The following is a 17,498-nucleotide window of genomic DNA, read 5'->3' on the forward strand; positions in this document are numbered from 1 at the left end:
CAATGCATTTGCGTAAAACACTCTTGGTAGGATGGGTTTCTGTTGCCCTGCTGAGTGGTTGTTCATTGTTCAACGGCGAAGAGGATGTGGTCACCATGTCCCCGCTGCCGAAAGTCGAAAACCAGTTCACCCCGACCGAAGTCTGGAACAGCTCAGTCGGTGATGGCGTGGGCGAGTTTTACTCCAACCTGCGCCCGGCCTGGCAAGGCACCACGGTGTTTGCCGCCGATCGCCACGGGGTGGTGAAAGCCCTGGATGCCGACAGCGGCAAAGAGATCTGGAAAGCGGACCTCTCTGAGAAAACCGGCTTCTTCTCCAGCAACCGCCCGGCGCTGCTCTCCGGCGGCGTGACGGCCTCCGGCAATCACGTCTATGTGGGCAGTGAGCGCGCGGTGGTGTATGCCCTGAACAGTGATGACGGTAAAATTGCCTGGCAGACCAATGTCGCCGGTGAAGCGGTATCACGCCCGGTGGTCAGTGACGGCCTGGTGCTGGTGCACACCAGCAACGGCATGTTGCAGGGCCTGAGCGAAAGCGACGGCACCGTGCAGTGGACGGTTAACCTGGATATGCCGTCCCTATCCCTGCGCGGTGAATCCGCCCCGGCGACCGCCTTTGGTGCCGCGATTGTCGGCGGTGACAATGGCCGCGTCAGCGCCGTGCTGATGAAAGAAGGGCAGATGATCTGGCAACAGCGCATCTCCCAGCCAAGCGGCGCAACCGAAATCGATCGCCTGAACGACGTGGACACCTCGCCGGTCGTGGTCGAAGGCGTGGTATACGCGCTGGGTTACAACGGCAACCTGACGGCGTTGGATCTGCGCTCCGGCCAGATCATCTGGAAACGCGAAGTCGGCTCAGTGAGCGATTTCATCGTCGATGCCGGCCGCATCTTTGTGGTCGACCAGAATGACCGTGTGATGGCCCTGAACACCCAGGGCGGCGTAAGCCTGTGGCGCCAGAGCGAGCTGCTGCACCGTAACCTGACGGCCCCGGTGTTGTATAATGGTTATCTGGTGGTAGGGGACAGCGAAGGCTACCTGCACTGGCTCAATACCGATGATGGCCGCTTCGTGGCTCAGCAGAAAGTGGACAGCTCCGGCTTCCTGAGCGCGCCGGTTGTGGCGAGCGATAAATTGCTGATCCAGGCGAAAAGCGGTGACGTTTACGCGTTCACCCGCTAACATCCGGTAACATATCCTGAGCCACCCCGGTGGCTCTTTAACGGCTCCTGATATTCAGGGGCCGTTTCGTCTTTTGAAACGCGGCACCTGATGGTATGGGCTGTCACGTAACATTTTGTTTTTTAAGTAATGAGGCTGCAACAATGATACCTGTCGTCGCGCTGGTCGGGCGCCCGAATGTGGGTAAATCCACCTTATTTAACCGTTTGACCAAAACGCGTGATGCGTTAGTGGCGGATTTCCCCGGGCTGACGCGTGACCGCAAGTATGGTCGTGCTGAAGTTGAGGGCCATGAGTTCATCATCGTCGATACCGGCGGGATTGACGGCACCGAAGACGGCGTTGAGACGCACATGGCCGGTCAGTCGCTGCGCGCCATTGAAGAAGCGGACATCGTGCTGTTTATGGTGGATGCGCGTGCCGGCCTGATGCCGGCGGATGAGGGCATTGCCAAACATCTGCGCAGCCGTGACAAAGCCACCTTCCTGGTCGCCAACAAAGTTGACGGGCTGGATGCGGATTCTGCCGCCGCCGATTTCTACTCGCTCGGCATGGGCGAAGTCCACGCGATCGCAGCATCCCACGGCCGCGGGATTACCCAGCTTATTGAGCACGTGCTGCTGCCGTTTGTCGATCATGAAGAACCCACTGAGCTGACCGAAGAGGAGGCGAACGCCGCCTACTGGGCTGAGCAACTGGGTGAGGAAGAAGCTGCGGTGGCCGCCGCCGAAGCCGAAGATGATTTCGACCCGGAATCGCTGCCGATCAAACTGGCTATTGTTGGCCGCCCTAACGTCGGTAAATCGACCCTGACCAACCGCATTCTGGGTGAAGAGCGCGTGGTGGTGTATGACATGCCGGGCACCACCCGTGACAGCATCTACATCCCGATGCAGCGTGATGAGCGCGAGTATGTGCTGATCGACACCGCCGGGGTGCGCAAGCGCGGGAAAGTCACCGACACGGTTGAGAAATTCTCAGTCATCAAAACCCTGCAGGCGATTGAAGACGCCAACGTGGTGATGCTGGTGATCGACGCGCGTGAAGGCATCTCCGATCAGGATCTGTCGCTGCTGGGCTTCATCCTCAACAGCGGCCGCTCGCTGGTGATTGTGGTCAACAAGTGGGATGGGTTGTCACAGGAAATCAAAGATGAAGTGAAAGATGCGCTGGATCTGCGCCTCGGTTTCATCGACTTTGCGCGTATCCACTTTATCTCCGCGCTGCACGGCAGCGGCGTCGGCAACCTGTTTGAGTCGGTCAACGAAGCGTACCGCTGCGCCACCCGCCGCGTCAGCACTTCCCTGCTGACCCGCATCATGCAGATGGCCGCCGACGACCACCAGCCGCCGCTGGTGCGCGGCCGCCGCGTGAAGCTGAAATATGCCCACGCCGGGGGCTATAACCCGCCGATTGTGGTGATCCACGGCAACCAGGTGCAGGACCTGCCGGACTCCTACAAACGCTACCTGATGAACTATTACCGTCGTTCGCTGGAAGTGATGGGCACGCCGATCCGCATCCAGTTCAAAGAGGGTGAGAACCCGTTCGCCGGGAAGCGCAACACCCTGACGCCAAACCAGATGCGTAAGCGTAAGCGCCTGATGAGCCACCTGAAGAAAAGCAAATAACCCCCGTGGGATGCACAATGAGTGCATCCCTTTTTTTTGGTATGACCGTAAGGAAGGGAGATGTTCTGGCAGACCTGGAGTTTTGCGTTGGGCGTTACCGTGCCCAATCTGTTGTTGCTGGTATTAGGTATCGTATTAAAGCGCGTCGGTATTATGGACGACCATTTCTGTGACAAAGCCAGCCGGGTGGTGTTTAACGTTGCGCTGCCCTGCTTGCTGTTCTTCAGCGTCTCCACCCACACCGGCAGTGAAGAGGGCATGAACCTGCCGCTGGCGACCTATGGCGGCGCGGCCACGCTGGTCACGTTCCTGTTACTGGAGCTGGCGGCGATAAAGCTGGTCAAAGACCCGCGTGAACGCGGCATCTTTGTGCAGGGCGGGTTCCGCGCCAATACCGGCATCGCCGGGCTGGCTTATGCCTCCCTGGCCTTCGGCAAAGAGGGCGTCGCCCTCGGCTCCATGTATATCGCGATTACCGTGATCCTGTTTAATGTGCTTTCAGTGATTACCCTGAGCCGCAGCCTGCAACGTGGGGCAGGGAAGGGGCTGGACGTCACGGCGATCCTGCGCGGCATTGTCACCAACCCGCTGATTATCGGGCTGGTGCTGGGGCTGCTGTTCAAGGAAACCCACTGGGCGATGCCGGATACGCTGTATAAGACCGGTGAATTTATCTCCGGCATGGCGCTGCCGCTGGCAATGCTGTGCGCCGGAGCCAGCCTGGACTGGCGCGCCATGTTCCGCAGCTCCAACGTGGCTGGTTACGCCACGCTGGCGCGGGTGCTGGTGGTGCCGGGGCTGATGACGCTGGGCGGCGCACTGCTGGGGTTCAACGGCGCAGCGCTGGGGGTGATTTTCCTGTTTTCCTGTACCCCGACGGCGGCGGGCAGCTATGTCATGACGCGGGCGATGGGCGGCAACGCCACGCTGGCCGCCAACATCATCGCCCTTACCACCCTCGGCTCATTCTTTACCACGGCGCTGGGGCTGGCGCTGCTGCGCGGCCTGCATCTGGTCTGATGCCTCAGGGCGCGGCCAGGCGCTCAAACTCTTTGGCGTCATGGCTGCAAAACATCGTGACCCCGGCAGCGGGGTCGCAGGAGAGCGCCCGCAGCCGTTGCTGGTTATGGCGGCGCGCCTGGCGATCGACCTCCATCATCCATTGGTAGAACCGCAGCCCCGGCGTACAGTGCCGGTTGGGCTGGCCCACTTCATCGCGGTAGAAGTAGGCATCCCCTGCGTGCAGCAACCAGCCGTCACCAGTCTGGAGCGCCACCCCGGCGTGGCCGTGGGTATGCCCCGCCAGCGGGATCATCAGCACCTCCGGCGGCAGCCCGGTCAGCCCGCGCACCGCATCAAACCCGTGCCAGCCTTCACCGCCCGGCTGGTAAAAGTGCCATTGCCGCACCTGCGCCCACTGCACGTCCCGGTAGCGCCCCCGGTTCAGCCAGTGGCGGCGGTTACGGGCGGCGTCCGCCTCCTGTTGCAACACATGCACCTGCGCCTGCGGGAAATCACTCAACCCACCGGCATGGTCAAAATCGAGATGGGTCAGCACAATGTGCTGCACATCCGAAGGCGAGAACCCCAGCCGGCGGATCTGGCTCAGCGCGGTGTCCTGCTGGCGGTAACGGATATTATTCAGCACGCGGAAAAAGGGGGCCAGCCGCTGTTGCGGTTGCGCCATATCTTCGCTGCCGAAGCCGGTATCCACCAGCACCAGCCCGTGCCGGGGTGTTTCCAGCAGCAGGCAGTGGCAGGTAAGGTGGGCGGTCAGACCTTTGCTGAAGCCATCATAAAAGGCGCCGCCAAACGGGCACATACAGCCGCAGTTCAGATGATGGATATGCATGGTGCTCCTTATCTGAGAGGGAAAAGGTTAAGTGTAAGCCAGTCACAGGAAGTTGCCCGCCGCCGCCGGGGCGCTACACTGGAATAAGGGGCGGCACCTGATCGTCAGGGCGCTGCGGCCCGCCAAAAAAGGAGAAAATAATGGACGCAGTGTGTCCTGTCTGTAAGCAGACAATGAGCCAACACGGGGATCACTACCATTGTGCCCAGGGGCACGGGGATTTCCGGCAGGAAGTGGTGTGCCCGCAGTGCCATCAGCCGCTGGAAGTGCTGAAAGCCTGTGGCGCGGTGGACTATTTTTGCCCACACGGCCACGGCCTGATTTCCAAACTCCGGGTTGAAGTCTGTTACGTTCACTGTTGACGGCGTGCGTCAGTGGCCGGGGGGAACATCCGGTTTGCCGTCACCGTCCAGATCGCCATATTTCCACAGCTTGATAAGCTCCTCCGGCGTGCGGGTTTCAGGGATGACCAGCACCCAATCCTGATAATCCGCGGAGGTGAAATGGATCTCCAGCCGGAAGTAACGCTGGTCGCCGCGCCCGGCCTGGCCGGGCTGCTGCTGGGCATAGGGCAGGATCTGGTTAATCAGGTGGCAGATGCGTTCGCGCGTTTCCGGGCTGACGTCATGCAGCGCGATGCGGCGCGGCCCGTTCAGCTTGGGGATAAAGGCGAACCCGCCTTCCCGCACCAGAATGATCACGGCATCCGGTTCCAGTTCCGAAAGCGGCTGCATTACTCCACTCCCACCTGCTGCCAGGCCGTTTGCACCGCCTGGGCGGTGGCGCTGTCAAAACGCGTTTGCGCATGACGCACGGTGAATTTGGCAAAGGTTGCGAAATCCGCATCCTGCGGCAGGGTTTTGTCACACAGCGTGTCATACCAGATATACCCGGCGCGCTCCCAGGCATAACCGCCCAGCGCGGTCGCCGCCAGGTAGAACGCGCGGTTGGGAATGCCGGAATTCAGGTGGACGCCGCCATTGTCATCACGTGTCTGGATATACTCGTTCATGTGCGCCGGTTGCGGGTCTTTGCCGAGCAGCGGGTCATCGTAGGCGGTGCCGGGGGCCGACATCGACCGCAGCCCGGTGCCGTTAATCCCTTCTGCCAGCAAGCCTTCGCCGATAATCCAGTCAGCCTGGTCGGCGGTCTGTTTGCGCTGGAACTGCTTGACCAGTGAGCCGAACACGTCCGACAGGGACTCATTCAGCGCCCCGGCCTGCTGGAAATAGATAAGCCCCGCTTCGCTCTCCGTGACGCCGTGCGCCAGCTCATGGCCGACCACATCGATGGCAATGGTGAAGCGGTTGAAGATTTCGCCGTCACCGTCGCCAAACACCATCTGCTCACCGTTCCAGAAGGCGTTCTGGTAATTCTTGTCGTAGTGCACGGTACCACTCAGCGCCAGCCCTTTGCCGTCAAGCGAGTTGCGCTTAAACGCCTGCCAGAAAAAGTCGTAAGTCACGCCAAGGTAGTCATAGGCCTCGGTGACCGCCACGTCATCGGTGGCCGGCTGGCCCTCACTGCGCGCAAGCTGGCCCGGCAGCGCGGTCTCATTCTGCGCATCATAGATCTTGCGCTGCACCTGGCCGGGCGCGGAGACATCCGGTGCCTGGGATTTGGCAAACGGCTCGGCCATCAGCGTGCGGACGTGGGTCAGCGTCTGTTGGGCGCGGGTGCGTTGCGGGTCGGAACCATGTTCGATAATGCGGCGCAGGATATAAGGGGGGATAACGCTGTACGGAACCTGGGAATGACGCGGGGTCTTGCCGTCGCTCATGCCGAATCTCCTTATCAGAAATGCCCGGAAGGCGGAGTACTGTCAGGACGGCAGAAGATAACCGTCTGATTAACAGTATAGTCCGATTGGGCAGGCTGGGGGATTTTTACCCAATTCTGACAAACAGCGGCAGAGGCGGTCAGCCTTTCGGCGTGCGTTTACGCGGCGTTTTCACCGGCGTAATCTGGGTTACTTCGCTCTCCACCCAGCCGTCGGCCAGCCGGGTGGTCAGGCGGTCGCCCGGCTGCGCCTGTGCGGTTTTTTTCAGCACGCCGCCCGCGGCGGTAGTGGTCACGCTGTAGCCGCGCGCCAGCGTCGCCAGCGGGCTGACGGCTTCAAGCTGGGTGCAGGCGGTGCCGAAGCGCTGTTTCTGTTGGGAAAGCTGGAGGGCCAGCGCCTGGTTCAGCCGGTAGCGCAACTGCTGCACCCGCTGCTGGGTGCGGTGGATGCGGTTCTGCGGCGGATGCTGCAACAGCCGCTGTTGCAGGCGATCGGCGCGGCGGAGCAACTGGCGCAACCGCTGCTGCATCGCCTCATCCAGCCGGCGGCGCAGGCGGAACAGCGCCGTCTGCTGGCGCGACAGGCGCAACTGCGGGTGCTGCTGTTGCAGGCGGTGATGCAGCCGGGTGAACTGCCGCGCCCGCTGGGCGAGGAAGTAATCCATCGCCATTTCCAGCCGCTGCTGTTGGGATTGCATCCGGCGCAGCAACTCCAGCTGGTTGCGGCTGACAAGCTCAGCGGCAGCCGACGGCGTCGGCGCACGCAGGTCCGCCACGAAGTCTGCAATTGTCACATCCGTCTCGTGGCCGACGGCGCTGACCACCGGGATGCGGCTGGCGAAAATCGCCCGCGCTACCCGCTCGTCATTGAAGCTCCACAAATCTTCCAGCGAGCCGCCGCCGCGCCCGACAATCAGCACGTCACACTCATTGCGCCGGTTGGCCGCCTCAATGGCGCGCACAATCATCATCGGCGCGTCAGCCCCCTGCACCAGCGTGGGGTAAATCACCACCGGCAGCGACGGGTCACGGCGTTTCAGCACCTGCAACACATCGTGCAGCGCTGCACCGCTGGCAGAGGTGATCACACCTACCTGTCTGGCGGGGGAGGGAAGCGGTTGTTTGAATTGGGCATCGAACAGCCCTTCGTCTGCCAGCGCCTGCTTGAGCAGCTCATATTTCTGCTGCAACAGCCCTTCACCGGCCGGTTGCATACTTTCCGCAATCAGCTGGTAGTCGCCGCGCGGCTCATACAGGGTGATGGTGGCGCGCATCAGAACCTGCTGGCCGTTTTGCGGGCGGAAAGTGCTGCGGCGGTTGGCATTCCGGAACATGGCGCAACGCACCTGTGCCCGGTCATCCTTCAGGGTGAAATACCAGTGGCCGGAGGCGGGTTGCGACAGGTTGGAGATTTCGCCGGAGAGCCAGATCTGGCCCATTTCACCTTCCAGCAGCTGTCGCACCGTCTGATTCAGGCGGCTGACGGTAAAAATTCCTGGGGAAGATAAATTCGGCATTGTGATCGTGATCAAATTTTAAAACAGGGACTTAATTAATCGATACTACATGGCTGCAACAGGTAATCAAGGGTTTTAGCAAAATAGTGCTGGAGGCAATCGATTACGCTCTGTATAATGCCGCGGCAATATTTTATCTTTTTCGCATCCACCCTGGTGAGATATTGCCCATGCTACGTATCATTAAAGAAGCCCTGACGTTCGATGACGTTCTGCTCGTTCCCGCCCACTCCACTGTCCTGCCGAACACGGCCGATCTCGGCACGCAACTCACGGCAAAAATCCGCCTGAACATCCCGATGCTTTCTGCCGCCATGGATACCGTGACGGAATCCGGCCTGGCCATTGCGCTGGCACAGGAAGGCGGCCTGGGGTTCATCCACAAAAACATGTCCATTGAGCGCCAGGCCGAAGAGGTCAGCCGCGTGAAGAAACATGAGAGCGGCGTGGTGACTGACCCACAAACCGTGACGCCTGCCACTACCCTGCGCCAGGTGAAAGAGCTGACTGCCCGCAACGGTTTCGCCGGTTACCCGGTCGTGACGGAAGAGAATGAACTGGTCGGCATCATCACCGGCCGTGACGTGCGTTTCGTGACCGACCTCGACCAGCCGGTCACCGCGGTGATGACGCCGAAAGCGCGTCTGGTCACGGTGAAAGAGGGTGAAGCGCGTGACGTCGTGCTGCAAAAAATGCATGAAAAGCGTGTGGAAAAAGCGCTGGTGGTGGATGATCAGTTCCACCTGCTCGGCATGATCACCGTAAAAGATTTCCAGAAAGCGGAACGTAAACCTAACGCCTGTAAAGACGAGCGCGGCCGCCTGCGTGTCGGTGCTGCGGTAGGCGCAGGCGCAGGCAACGAAGCGCGTGTTGATGCACTGGTTGCCGCCGGGGTAGACGTGCTGCTGATCGACTCCTCGCACGGCCATTCAGAAGGCGTGTTGCAGCGCATCCGTGAAACCCGCGCCAAATACCCGGACCTGCAAATCGTCGGCGGCAACGTCGCCACCGCCGCAGGGGCGAAAGCGCTGGTTGAGGCGGGCGTCAGTGCCGTGAAAGTCGGCATTGGCCCAGGTTCCATCTGTACCACCCGTATTGTGACCGGTGTGGGCGTGCCGCAGATCACCGCGATTGCTGATGCAGTCGAAGCGCTGGAAGGCACCGGTATCCCGGTGATCGCCGACGGCGGTATCCGTTTCTCCGGCGACATCGCCAAAGCCCTGGCGGCAGGCGCGTCCTGCGTGATGGTCGGCTCCATGCTGGCCGGGACGGACGAATCCCCAGGTGAAATCGAGCTGTACCAGGGCCGTTCGTTCAAATCCTACCGCGGCATGGGCTCACTGGGCGCGATGTCCAAAGGCTCTTCTGACCGTTACTTCCAGACTGACAACGCCGCCGATAAACTGGTGCCGGAAGGGATCGAAGGCCGCGTGGCCTACAAAGGGATGCTGAAGGCGATTGTGCACCAGCAGATGGGCGGCCTGCGCTCCTGCATGGGCCTCACCGGCTGCCAGACCATCGATGACCTGCGCACCAAGGCGGAGTTCGTCCGCATCAGTGGTGCCGGCATCCAGGAAAGCCACGTGCACGACGTGACCATCACCAAAGAGTCACCGAACTACCGCATGGGCTGATAAGCGTGGCGGCGGCCCCGGCTGCCGCCCGTTCATTTTTCTCTTTTTTTCTCTGTTTCTGGAATTCGCCTCACATGTCAAAAAATATCCATAAGCATCGTATCCTGATCCTGGATTTCGGTTCTCAGTACACCCAATTGGTTGCGCGCCGCGTTCGTGAAATCGGCGTTTATTGTGAACTGTGGGCATGGGACGTTACCGAAGCGCAGATCCGCGACTTCAACCCGAGCGGCATCATTCTCTCCGGCGGCCCGGAGAGCACCACCGAGCTGAACAGCCCGCGCGCGCCGGAATACGTCTTCAATGCCGGGGTACCGGTATTCGGCGTCTGCTACGGGATGCAGACGATGGCGATGCAACTGGGCGGCCATGTGGAAGGCTCCAACGAGCGTGAATTCGGCTATGCACAGGTAGAAATTCAGGCTGAAAGCGCGCTGATCCGTGACATCCAGGACGCCCTCAGTCCGACCGGCCAGCCGCTGCTGGACGTCTGGATGAGCCACGGTGACAAAGTCACCGCGATCCCGTCCGATTTCGTGACCGTTGCCAGCACCGACAACTGCCCGTTTGCCATCATGGCGAACGAAGAAAAACGCTTCTACGGCGTGCAGTTCCACCCGGAAGTGACCCATACCCGTCAGGGCCAGCGGATGCTGGAGCGGTTTGTGCTGGACATCTGCGGCTGTGAAGCGCTCTGGACCCCGGCCACCATCATTGAAGATGCGGTTGAGCGCATCAGAGAGCAGGTGGGTAATGATCAGGTTATCCTCGGCCTCTCCGGTGGGGTGGACTCGTCCGTGACCGCCATGCTGTTGCACCGCGCCATCGGCAAACGCCTGACCTGCGTCTTTGTGGATAACGGCCTGCTGCGCCTGAACGAAGCGGATCAGGTGCTGGAGATGTTTGGTGACCACTTCGGCCTGAACATTGTGCATGTCCCGGCGGAAGACCGTTTCCTGTCTGCGCTGGCCGGCATTGATGATCCGGAAGCCAAACGCAAGACCATCGGCCGCGTGTTTGTCGAGGTATTCGACGAAGAGGCCAGCAAACATGAAGAGTTCAAATGGCTGGCGCAAGGCACCATCTACCCGGATGTGATTGAGTCTGCCGCCTCTGCCACCGGCAAAGCGCACGTGATCAAGTCCCACCACAACGTCGGCGGCCTGCCGAAAGAGATGAAGCTGGGGCTGGTGGAGCCGCTGAAAGAGCTGTTCAAAGACGAAGTGCGCAAAATCGGCCTGGAGCTTGGCCTGCCGTACGACATGCTCTACCGTCACCCGTTCCCGGGGCCGGGCCTGGGTGTGCGCGTGCTGGGCGAAGTGAAGAAAGAGTTCTGCGACCTGCTGCGCCGCGCGGACGCGATCTTCATTGAAGAACTGCACAAAGCCGATCTCTACCACAAAGTCAGCCAGGCCTTTACGGTGTTCCTGCCGGTGCGCTCCGTGGGTGTAATGGGCGACGGCCGTAAATATGACTGGGTTGTCTCGCTGCGTGCGGTAGAAACCATCGATTTCATGACCGCGCACTGGGCGCACCTGCCGTACGAGTTCCTCGGCCGCGTTTCCAACCGTATCATCAACGAAATCAACGGCATCTCCCGCGTGGTGTACGACATCTCCGGCAAACCGCCGGCGACGATTGAGTGGGAATAAGCCGGTCATCGCCGAGACTTCTTCCTGAACAGCAAGAAATGAAAGCAACCCTCTGTTTTTTACAGAGGGTTTTTTTATGTCTATTGCAAACCACTACAGTCTGTTTGCTTTTTGTATATCCCATTGACATATCCCACCATGGCCTTATGCTGACAGGAAGAACAAAACATCACCACAGGAGGCAATGATGGAAAAGACAACTGTCTTTAAAAGCAACCGGAGCCAGGCGGTGCGCCTGCCGAAAGCAGTCGCTTTACCGGAAGATGTCAAACATGTGGATATTATTGCGGTAGGGCGCACGCGCATTATTACCCCGGCGGGTGAAAGCTGGGACAGCTGGTTTAATGGCGAGAGCGTAACCTCTGATTTTATGGGCTCACGTGATCAGCCCGATGACCAGGACAGGGAAGGGTTCTGATGCTCAAATATATGCTGGATACCAATATCTGTATCTACACGATCAAAAATAAGCCTCAGTCAGTACGCGAAGTGTTTAACCAGCATTATGAACAGATGTGCATCAGTTCTGTCACCTTAATGGAGTTAATTTATGGCGCAGAAAAATCCGCCAGCCCGGAAAAAAATCTGCGCGTAGTGGAAGGATTCATTGCCCGGCTGGAAGTACTAAATTATGACATCAATGCCGCGATACAGACCGGGCAAATCCGGGCCGAACTGGCGAAGGCGGGCGCGCCTATCGGCCCCTATGACAGTATGATTGCAGCCCATGCCCGCGCACTTGGCTTGGTTCTGGTGACAAATAACACCCGTGAATTTTTACGGGTCAAAGGTTTACGTCTGGAAGACTGGAGCGTCAGCTAACTCTGTTCGTCAAACACCTGAAAAATCTGGATGCCAGCCTGAAACAGCCTGCCTATGCGGGCTTTTTTCGCCCGATATCCAGGATAAGGGGGGGGTATTGTGTGCCATAACATTCTGAACACGCGCATCCCGGTGGCCTGTCAGGCCTGGCGGGTTATCGGCCTGCTGCGATCTGGGTCTCCCATCCCCGTAACACCTCACAATTACGCATAAAAAATTACGCTTTATCTTAAAGCCGTGAGATGGCGCTATGCCTCGTGAAAAGGGAATGCTAGGGTCTACAGACGCGGATGAGAGAGGTGGCTTATGCAAAACTTGGTAGCAGACGTACTGATTAAAATGTCAAAAATCGAGGTGGAAGCCAAAGAATTGACCGCGCAGGTGGAGGCACAATCCCTGTTGCTGGCAGCCATCATCCTGACGCTGGATAAAACGCTGACCGAAAATGTCACCCAAACGATTAACCAGGCGATAGTGACCGCCGCAAAAGAATCCGACGAAATCATGACCTCTGATGTCGATCTTTTGCTGTCTCATGTGGGCCGGTTATTGGCATTACCGGAATTCGTCAAAGTAAAATCCGAATAATCTGAAGCATACTGGTTAACCGGCTGAATCGGCTAAAATTCAGGCATACTGCGGCCCTCAGCCCGGTTAACACGTTTCACAATGTGTTAAATCGCTGCTAGGCTTGTTAGTATTTGCTAACAAAATGCGGAGGGAATGTGAACGAAGATTTAAATGATGAAGACAGCACTAAAGTCTGTCCTGAGTGTCTGGCAAGTGGCGATGATTACATGACCCAGGTAAAAAGCATTAAGGATAGTCAAAGCGGACACACCATAATCAACGTCCGGTACTGTGTGCACTGCGGCAATATTATCAGTATGTCCAGTGAAGATACCCACGCAGAGCAACCCACCCCTGAGCCAATACGGCGCAAGGTGTCAGGATGAAACCCGGCCCGTGTTGAGACACCCATGTTGAGAAACATAAAAACCAAGGAAACAGCAGCACTTGTTTTACTTAAGATGCCCGGCGCTTGCCCCGCATCTGCTCATACACCGCAAGGGATACTGCTTTGGGGGAACCCCAGGCCATGAGGCGCAGTCTGCCCGCCACCCCCCGGCTTCTCATATCTGTCGCGGCAGCACAGCAGGTTAGCCCCGCCGGCTAAGTCCGGAAAACCTGTCTGTGTCTGCCCGTTTTACCTCTCTGTTTACCCACTGTGTCATTCGTTATTGTCCTGCGGCAGCCGGTAATGCAGCAGGTAGTAATCACCTTTTGGCGCAGTGCCGCGGCTGATCGTTTCCCAGCCATGCCGCTGGTAGAAGCGCAGGGCACGCTCATTTTTCACCAGGCACTTTAGCGCACCGGTGTGGGTAAAGGTCGCCTGTGCGGCTTCAAGCAGCGCCAGCCCGATGCCGCGCCCCTGCGCCTCCGGCGCGACAAACAGGTTATGCAGAAAATTTTCCGCTTCAAACAGAGAGGCAAAGCCTACCGGGCGACCCTCCTCTTCGGCGACCAGCACGGTTTCCCCCAGCACGGCACGGTCAAAATCTTCCAGTTGCCAGCCGCTGCTCTCAAGCCAGGGCCAGGCCTGCTTGCGGGCAGCGAGGTACAGGGTGCGCAGGAAGGGGCGATCGGCTTCCTGATAGGGGCGTACAATCATCGGCGTTCCTTTTATGGGGGCAGGGCACCGCCTGGCGGATATGCGTTAGCCTGGTGAGCGGGTCACTGAGACGGCACCGTGCGCCCTGGTGCATGATTTATCTAATTGATTGAAATTATAGCCCTCAATAACCAGATGTGATCATTGCGGCCTTGAGCCACCGTTCCGCCGTCACTAGGCTAAAGGCTCCAGCCCAGCGCGATGAGGTGATTATGGGAACCCGAAAAGTGGTGCGAGACACCGAAACCGGCCAGTTTGTGGAACCCGGCGAAGCCAAAAAACGGCCGAAATCGACCGTAACCGAAACCATCAACACGCCGTCGAAAAAGAAGAAAAAAGCGCCGTAGCGCGCCCCTGTACAAGCGCCCGCCGGGCGCTTTTTTCGTGCTTAACGCACCCCGTTGGCGGTGAGCGAAATCACCGGCATGATGGCTACACCTTCTGCATAAAACAGGTCTGAATTTGTGAACGTATAAACGCGCCCGGTCAGGGTGACGTTAATGTGATTGCCATAGCCTGATATGCCGGCATTTCCCACATCCGTGACCAGAAACGGTGTGCGTTCTTTCAGGTGCGGCATCGGGTCGCCCGGCAGCATGCCATCCAGATAATAGCGGTAGACCTCCGAAACGGTGGCCCCACCGCCCTGGTATTTAGTCACATAAAGAAACGTGCTCTCCGTGATGCGCCGCTGGGCGTAGAGGGCGTCCTCCGGCGCGCGGTTAACATAAAACCGGCAGAAGGCATAACCGGCGACCAGTAACAGCAGGGTGACGGTGAGGGTTGCATGTAAGCGGCGAAAAATTTTGTTGTTTTGCATACTTCCTCAGGGGGCGCTGCTTGCGAGGGGAGTAACGTAACCGGCAACAGGGGTATTTTCATTAACCCTTGTCATCTCTTAGGGTTGTCGCCTATGAAAAAGGCCACGATCCGATTTGCAACCTGCCCGCCCGGTGCTTATGCTGGTGCCGCGTTTGAACATCAAACCATGACTCGGGGTGCCCGTAAGGGCTGAGACTTTACCCGTATTACCTGACCTGGATAATGCCAGCGTAGGGAAGTCACGTTGCCTTACCGGCATCGCCTTCTTTCACGCCGGTAAGGAGAATCACCATGTTATTCCCTGCCGATCCCGCCGTTCCGGCGACCTTTCCTGTTGAGCGTGCTGTTGAGTCCTGGGCGCAGTTCCGCCGCCGAGCGCCGCTGGTGCACTGCCTGACCAATGAAGTAGTACAGTCTGTGACGGCCAACCTGCTGCTGGCCGCCGGGGCCTCGCCCGCGATGGTGGTGGAGCCGCAGGAAGCCGCCCAGTTCAGCGCGCTGGCCGATGCGTTGCTGATAAACCTCGGCACCCTGAACCAGGCCCGCGCAGAGAGTATGCTGGCCGCGATTGAGAGTGCCAATGCCGCCGGTACGCCCTGGACGCTCGACCCGGTGGGCGTTGGTGCGCTGACTTACCGCACAACGTTTGCCCACCAATTACTGGCCCTGCGCCCGGCGGCGATCCGCGCCAATGCCTCGGAAATTCTGGCGCTCTGCGGCCAACCGGCGCTGGGGCGCGGCGTTGACAGCGGGGATGACTCCTTACAGGCGCTGCCCGCCGCCCGTGAACTGGCGCAACAGACCGGCGCGGTGGTGGCGGTCACCGGCCGGGTGGACTACGTCACGGACGGGCAGGAAACCTGGGCGATCCCCGGCGGCCATCCGCTGATGACGCGGGTGGTCGGCACCGGCTGTGCGCTGTCGGCGCTGGTGGCCGGTTTTTGTGCGCTGGAGGGGCCGCGGCGGGATCGGGTGGCTGCCGCCTGCGCCCTGATGGCGCGCGCCGGGGAGCGGGCGACCGCGCAGGCCAACGGGCCGGGCAGTGTGTTGCCGCGGCTGCTGGATGAGGTGTATCAGCAGATGGAGGGCGGGGTATGACGCGCATTAACGCCCTGACCATCGCCGGTACTGACCCGAGCGGCGGCGCGGGCATCCAGGCGGACCTCAAAGCGTTCTCCGCCCTGGCTGCCTACGGCACCAGCGTGATTACTGCGCTGGTGGCGCAAAATACCCGGGGGGTGCAGTCGGTCTACCACATCGACCCCGGTTTCGTGGCCGCGCAACTCGACTCGGTGCTGAGTGATGTGCGCATCGACAGCGCCAAAATCGGCATGTTAGCCAACAGTGAAGTGGTGGCGGCGGTGGCGGAACGGCTGGCGCATTATCCGGTGCCGTATGTGGTGCTGGACACGGTGATGCTGGCGAAAAGCGGTGACCCGCTGCTGACCCCGGACGCGGTAGAGGCGATCCGCCGCCGGTTGTTGCCGCAGGTGTCGCTGATTACCCCGAACCTGCCGGAAGCCGCGGCGTTGCTGGCATGTACCCCGGCACGCAATGAAACCGAGATGCGCCAACAGGGGCGGGAACTGCTGGGCATGGGGTGTCAGGCGGTGCTGATGAAGGGCGGGCACCTCAGCGAAAGCGAAAGCCCGGACTGGCTGTTTACCCGCGACCACGAGCAGCGTTTTACCGCGCCGCGTGTGGCAACCCGCCACACCCACGGCACCGGCTGCACGCTCTCCGCCGCGCTGGCGGCGCTGCGGCCGCGCCATGAGAACTGGGCCGCAACGGTGCAGGCGGCGAAAGCCTATCTGCAACGGGCGCTGGAGCAGGCCGACACCCTGGAAGTGGGGCAGGGTATCGGCCCGGTGCACCATTTCCACGCCTGGTGGTAAGGCGCACCGTCAGCAAAAAAGGCGGTCAGCCAATCCCGGCCTGATGCAGGTCGTGCAGGTTGAGCGCGCCCACCAGCGTGCCGTTCACATCCACCACCGGGGCGGCACCGATATGGTTGGCGTGCAACGCTTCCAGCGCTTCCCCGGCGCGCCATTGGGCCGGCAGCAGGAAACCGGGGCGGGTCACGGCGGGCAGCAGCGGCTGTTGCAGCGTGTGGCCGCCCACCAGCCAGCGCCGCAGGTCGCCGTCGGTGAACACGCCGAGCACCCGTTGTTGTTCATCACATACTGCCACCAGCCCCAGGCCGGTGCGGCTCAGCTCCAGCATCGCCTCCATCACGGTGGCATCACTGCGTACCTGCGGAATACGTTCGCCGGTGCGCATCAGGTGGTGCACGCGGTTCAGCAGGCGGGCGCCCAGGCTGCCGCCGGGGTGGGAACGGGCGAAATCCTCCGCGCCGAACCCGCGCTGGCGCATCAACGCCATCGCCAGCGCATCGCCCATCATCAGGGTATTGACGGCGCTGGAGGTCGGTGCCAGCCCCATCGGGCAGGCTTCGCGCTCAACGCTGATGTCCAGCACGCAGGCCGCCTGCTGCGCCAGCGGCGAGGCCAGCCCGCCGGTGATGGCAATTACCGGTGTGCCGTTCTCCGCCAGCAGCGGCAGGATCAGGTCCAGCTCTTTGGCACGCCCGGAATAGGAGATAAAGATCATCACATCGCCTGCGCCGATCATGCCGAGATCGCCGTGCAGGGCTTCCGCCGGATGGACGAAAAAGGCCGGGGTGCCGGTACTGGCCAGCGACGCGGCGATCTTCTTGCCGATGTGGCCGGACTTGCCGATGCCGGAAACCACCGCCTTGCCGGTGCAGTCCAGCAGCAGCTCGCAGGCGCGCACAAACTGCCCGTCCAGCCGGGCCAGCAGGCGCTGCGCCTCGGTGAGTTCAATCTCCAGGGTTTCGCGGGCAAAGGCCAGCAGCGGGTGAGGTTCTTGCATTGCAGGGTTCCTGTGAACGTGGGGGGCATCACGTACACCAT

The 17,498-nt window shown here is 60.2% G+C and carries 19 protein-coding genes and 1 riboswitch; of the genes, 12 read left to right on the forward strand and 7 right to left on the reverse strand.

Annotated elements, in window-relative coordinates; translation table 11 throughout:
- Positions 1 to 2: 2 nt before the first annotated feature.
- The 3 genes from bamB (at position 3) to CYR52_RS12835 (ending at position 3,835) form a co-directional block, all read left to right on the forward strand.
- Entirely contained in the window at positions 3 to 1,184 is a 1,182-nt protein-coding gene (bamB, locus tag CYR52_RS12825) for an outer membrane protein assembly factor BamB (RefSeq protein ID WP_072930243.1), read from the forward strand.
- A 143-nt stretch (positions 1,185 to 1,327) separates the two neighbouring features.
- Complete coding sequence (der, locus tag CYR52_RS12830; RefSeq protein WP_072930245.1) at positions 1,328 to 2,815, forward strand: ribosome biogenesis GTPase Der; 1,488 nt, start codon at positions 1,328 to 1,330, stop codon at positions 2,813 to 2,815.
- Positions 2,816 to 2,875: 60 nt separating this feature from the next.
- The gene (locus CYR52_RS12835) at positions 2,876 to 3,835 is read left to right on the forward strand and encodes an AEC family transporter (RefSeq protein WP_072930246.1); all 960 of its coding nucleotides are present in this window, start codon (positions 2,876 to 2,878) and stop codon (positions 3,833 to 3,835) included.
- A 4-nt stretch (positions 3,836 to 3,839) separates the two neighbouring features.
- On the opposite strand, the gene CYR52_RS12840 is transcribed toward CYR52_RS12835, so the two are convergent.
- Positions 3,840 to 4,667: an MBL fold metallo-hydrolase gene (locus CYR52_RS12840; protein WP_072930248.1), complete on the reverse strand. Its 828-nt coding sequence runs from the start codon at positions 4,665 to 4,667 to the stop codon at positions 3,840 to 3,842.
- A gap of 140 nt (positions 4,668 to 4,807) precedes the next feature.
- Between CYR52_RS12840 and CYR52_RS12845 the strand changes: the two genes are divergently transcribed.
- On the forward strand, positions 4,808 to 5,029 hold the full coding sequence (locus tag CYR52_RS12845; protein WP_072930249.1) for a zinc ribbon domain-containing protein: 222 nt from the start codon (positions 4,808 to 4,810) through the stop codon (positions 5,027 to 5,029).
- Between the two features lie 9 nt (positions 5,030 to 5,038).
- Here the strand turns inward: CYR52_RS12845 and CYR52_RS12850 are convergent, their stop codons facing one another.
- The 3 genes from CYR52_RS12850 to xseA form a co-directional block, all read right to left on the reverse strand.
- Positions 5,039 to 5,401: a protealysin inhibitor emfourin gene (locus tag CYR52_RS12850; protein WP_101828704.1), complete on the reverse strand. Its 363-nt coding sequence runs from the start codon at positions 5,399 to 5,401 to the stop codon at positions 5,039 to 5,041.
- The gene (locus CYR52_RS12855) at positions 5,401 to 6,447 is read right to left on the reverse strand and encodes a M4 family metallopeptidase (RefSeq protein WP_072930253.1); all 1,047 of its coding nucleotides are present in this window, start codon (positions 6,445 to 6,447) and stop codon (positions 5,401 to 5,403) included. Before CYR52_RS12855 ends, CYR52_RS12850 begins: the two co-directional genes overlap by 1 nt.
- Positions 6,448 to 6,586: 139 nt before the next feature.
- Positions 6,587 to 7,963: an exodeoxyribonuclease VII large subunit gene (gene xseA / locus CYR52_RS12860; RefSeq protein ID WP_394854002.1), complete on the reverse strand. Its 1,377-nt coding sequence runs from the start codon at positions 7,961 to 7,963 to the stop codon at positions 6,587 to 6,589.
- Positions 7,964 to 8,133: 170 nt separating this feature from the next.
- Here xseA and guaB point away from each other — a divergent pair, with 170 nt between their 5' ends.
- From guaB to iraP, 5 genes are all read left to right on the forward strand, one after another.
- Positions 8,134 to 9,597, forward strand: coding sequence for an IMP dehydrogenase (gene guaB, locus CYR52_RS12865; RefSeq protein ID WP_146001342.1), 1,464 nt, complete (start codon positions 8,134 to 8,136; stop codon positions 9,595 to 9,597).
- A gap of 74 nt (positions 9,598 to 9,671) precedes the next feature.
- Positions 9,672 to 11,249 (forward strand): glutamine-hydrolyzing GMP synthase, encoded by a 1,578-nt coding sequence (gene guaA, locus CYR52_RS12870; RefSeq protein WP_072930257.1) that lies wholly within the window; start codon positions 9,672 to 9,674, stop codon positions 11,247 to 11,249.
- Between the two features lie 187 nt (positions 11,250 to 11,436).
- Complete coding sequence (gene vapB / locus CYR52_RS12875; protein ID WP_072930260.1) at positions 11,437 to 11,667, forward strand: type II toxin-antitoxin system VapB family antitoxin; 231 nt, start codon at positions 11,437 to 11,439, stop codon at positions 11,665 to 11,667.
- A complete protein-coding gene (gene vapC / locus CYR52_RS12880) occupies positions 11,667 to 12,071 on the forward strand; it encodes a type II toxin-antitoxin system tRNA(fMet)-specific endonuclease VapC (RefSeq protein WP_101828706.1) in 405 nt (134 codons plus the stop codon). Before vapB ends, vapC begins: the two co-directional genes overlap by 1 nt.
- Before the next feature lie 306 nt (positions 12,072 to 12,377).
- Positions 12,378 to 12,659, forward strand: a complete 282-nt coding sequence (iraP, locus tag CYR52_RS12885) for an anti-adapter protein IraP (RefSeq protein ID WP_072930264.1) — start codon at positions 12,378 to 12,380, stop codon at positions 12,657 to 12,659.
- A 643-nt stretch (positions 12,660 to 13,302) separates the two neighbouring features.
- On the opposite strand, the gene CYR52_RS12890 is transcribed toward iraP, so the two are convergent.
- The gene (locus tag CYR52_RS12890; protein ID WP_072930266.1) at positions 13,303 to 13,743 is read right to left on the reverse strand and encodes a GNAT family N-acetyltransferase; all 441 of its coding nucleotides are present in this window, start codon (positions 13,741 to 13,743) and stop codon (positions 13,303 to 13,305) included.
- 212 nt (positions 13,744 to 13,955) lie between these two features.
- On the opposite strand from CYR52_RS12890, the gene CYR52_RS23015 reads away from it, so the two are divergent.
- On the forward strand, positions 13,956 to 14,090 hold the full coding sequence (locus CYR52_RS23015; RefSeq protein WP_276327362.1) for a hypothetical protein: 135 nt from the start codon (positions 13,956 to 13,958) through the stop codon (positions 14,088 to 14,090).
- Positions 14,091 to 14,131: 41 nt separating this feature from the next.
- Here CYR52_RS23015 and CYR52_RS12895 read toward each other — a convergent pair whose 3' ends face one another.
- Positions 14,132 to 14,563, reverse strand: coding sequence for a hypothetical protein (locus CYR52_RS12895; RefSeq protein WP_101828707.1), 432 nt, complete (start codon positions 14,561 to 14,563; stop codon positions 14,132 to 14,134).
- 164 nt (positions 14,564 to 14,727) lie between these two features.
- Positions 14,728 to 14,819, forward strand: a riboswitch (TPP riboswitch).
- 37 nt (positions 14,820 to 14,856) lie between these two features.
- Between CYR52_RS12895 and thiM the strand changes: the two genes are divergently transcribed.
- Together thiM and thiD are read left to right on the forward strand one after the other, a co-directional pair.
- Entirely contained in the window at positions 14,857 to 15,663 is an 807-nt protein-coding gene (gene thiM / locus CYR52_RS12900; RefSeq protein WP_072930269.1) for a hydroxyethylthiazole kinase, read from the forward strand.
- Positions 15,660 to 16,460: a bifunctional hydroxymethylpyrimidine kinase/phosphomethylpyrimidine kinase gene (gene thiD, locus CYR52_RS12905; RefSeq protein ID WP_101828708.1), complete on the forward strand. Its 801-nt coding sequence runs from the start codon at positions 15,660 to 15,662 to the stop codon at positions 16,458 to 16,460. The genes thiM and thiD overlap by 4 nt, the downstream gene beginning before the upstream one ends.
- A gap of 25 nt (positions 16,461 to 16,485) precedes the next feature.
- Here thiD and gutQ read toward each other — a convergent pair whose 3' ends face one another.
- A complete protein-coding gene (gutQ, locus tag CYR52_RS12910) occupies positions 16,486 to 17,457 on the reverse strand; it encodes an arabinose-5-phosphate isomerase GutQ (protein ID WP_101828709.1) in 972 nt (323 codons plus the stop codon).
- Positions 17,458 to 17,498 lie beyond the last annotated feature (41 nt).

The sequence above is a fragment of the Chimaeribacter arupi genome (assembly GCF_002858805.1).
In the GTDB taxonomy this organism is placed as follows: Bacteria; Pseudomonadota; Gammaproteobacteria; order Enterobacterales; family Enterobacteriaceae; genus Chimaeribacter; species Chimaeribacter arupi.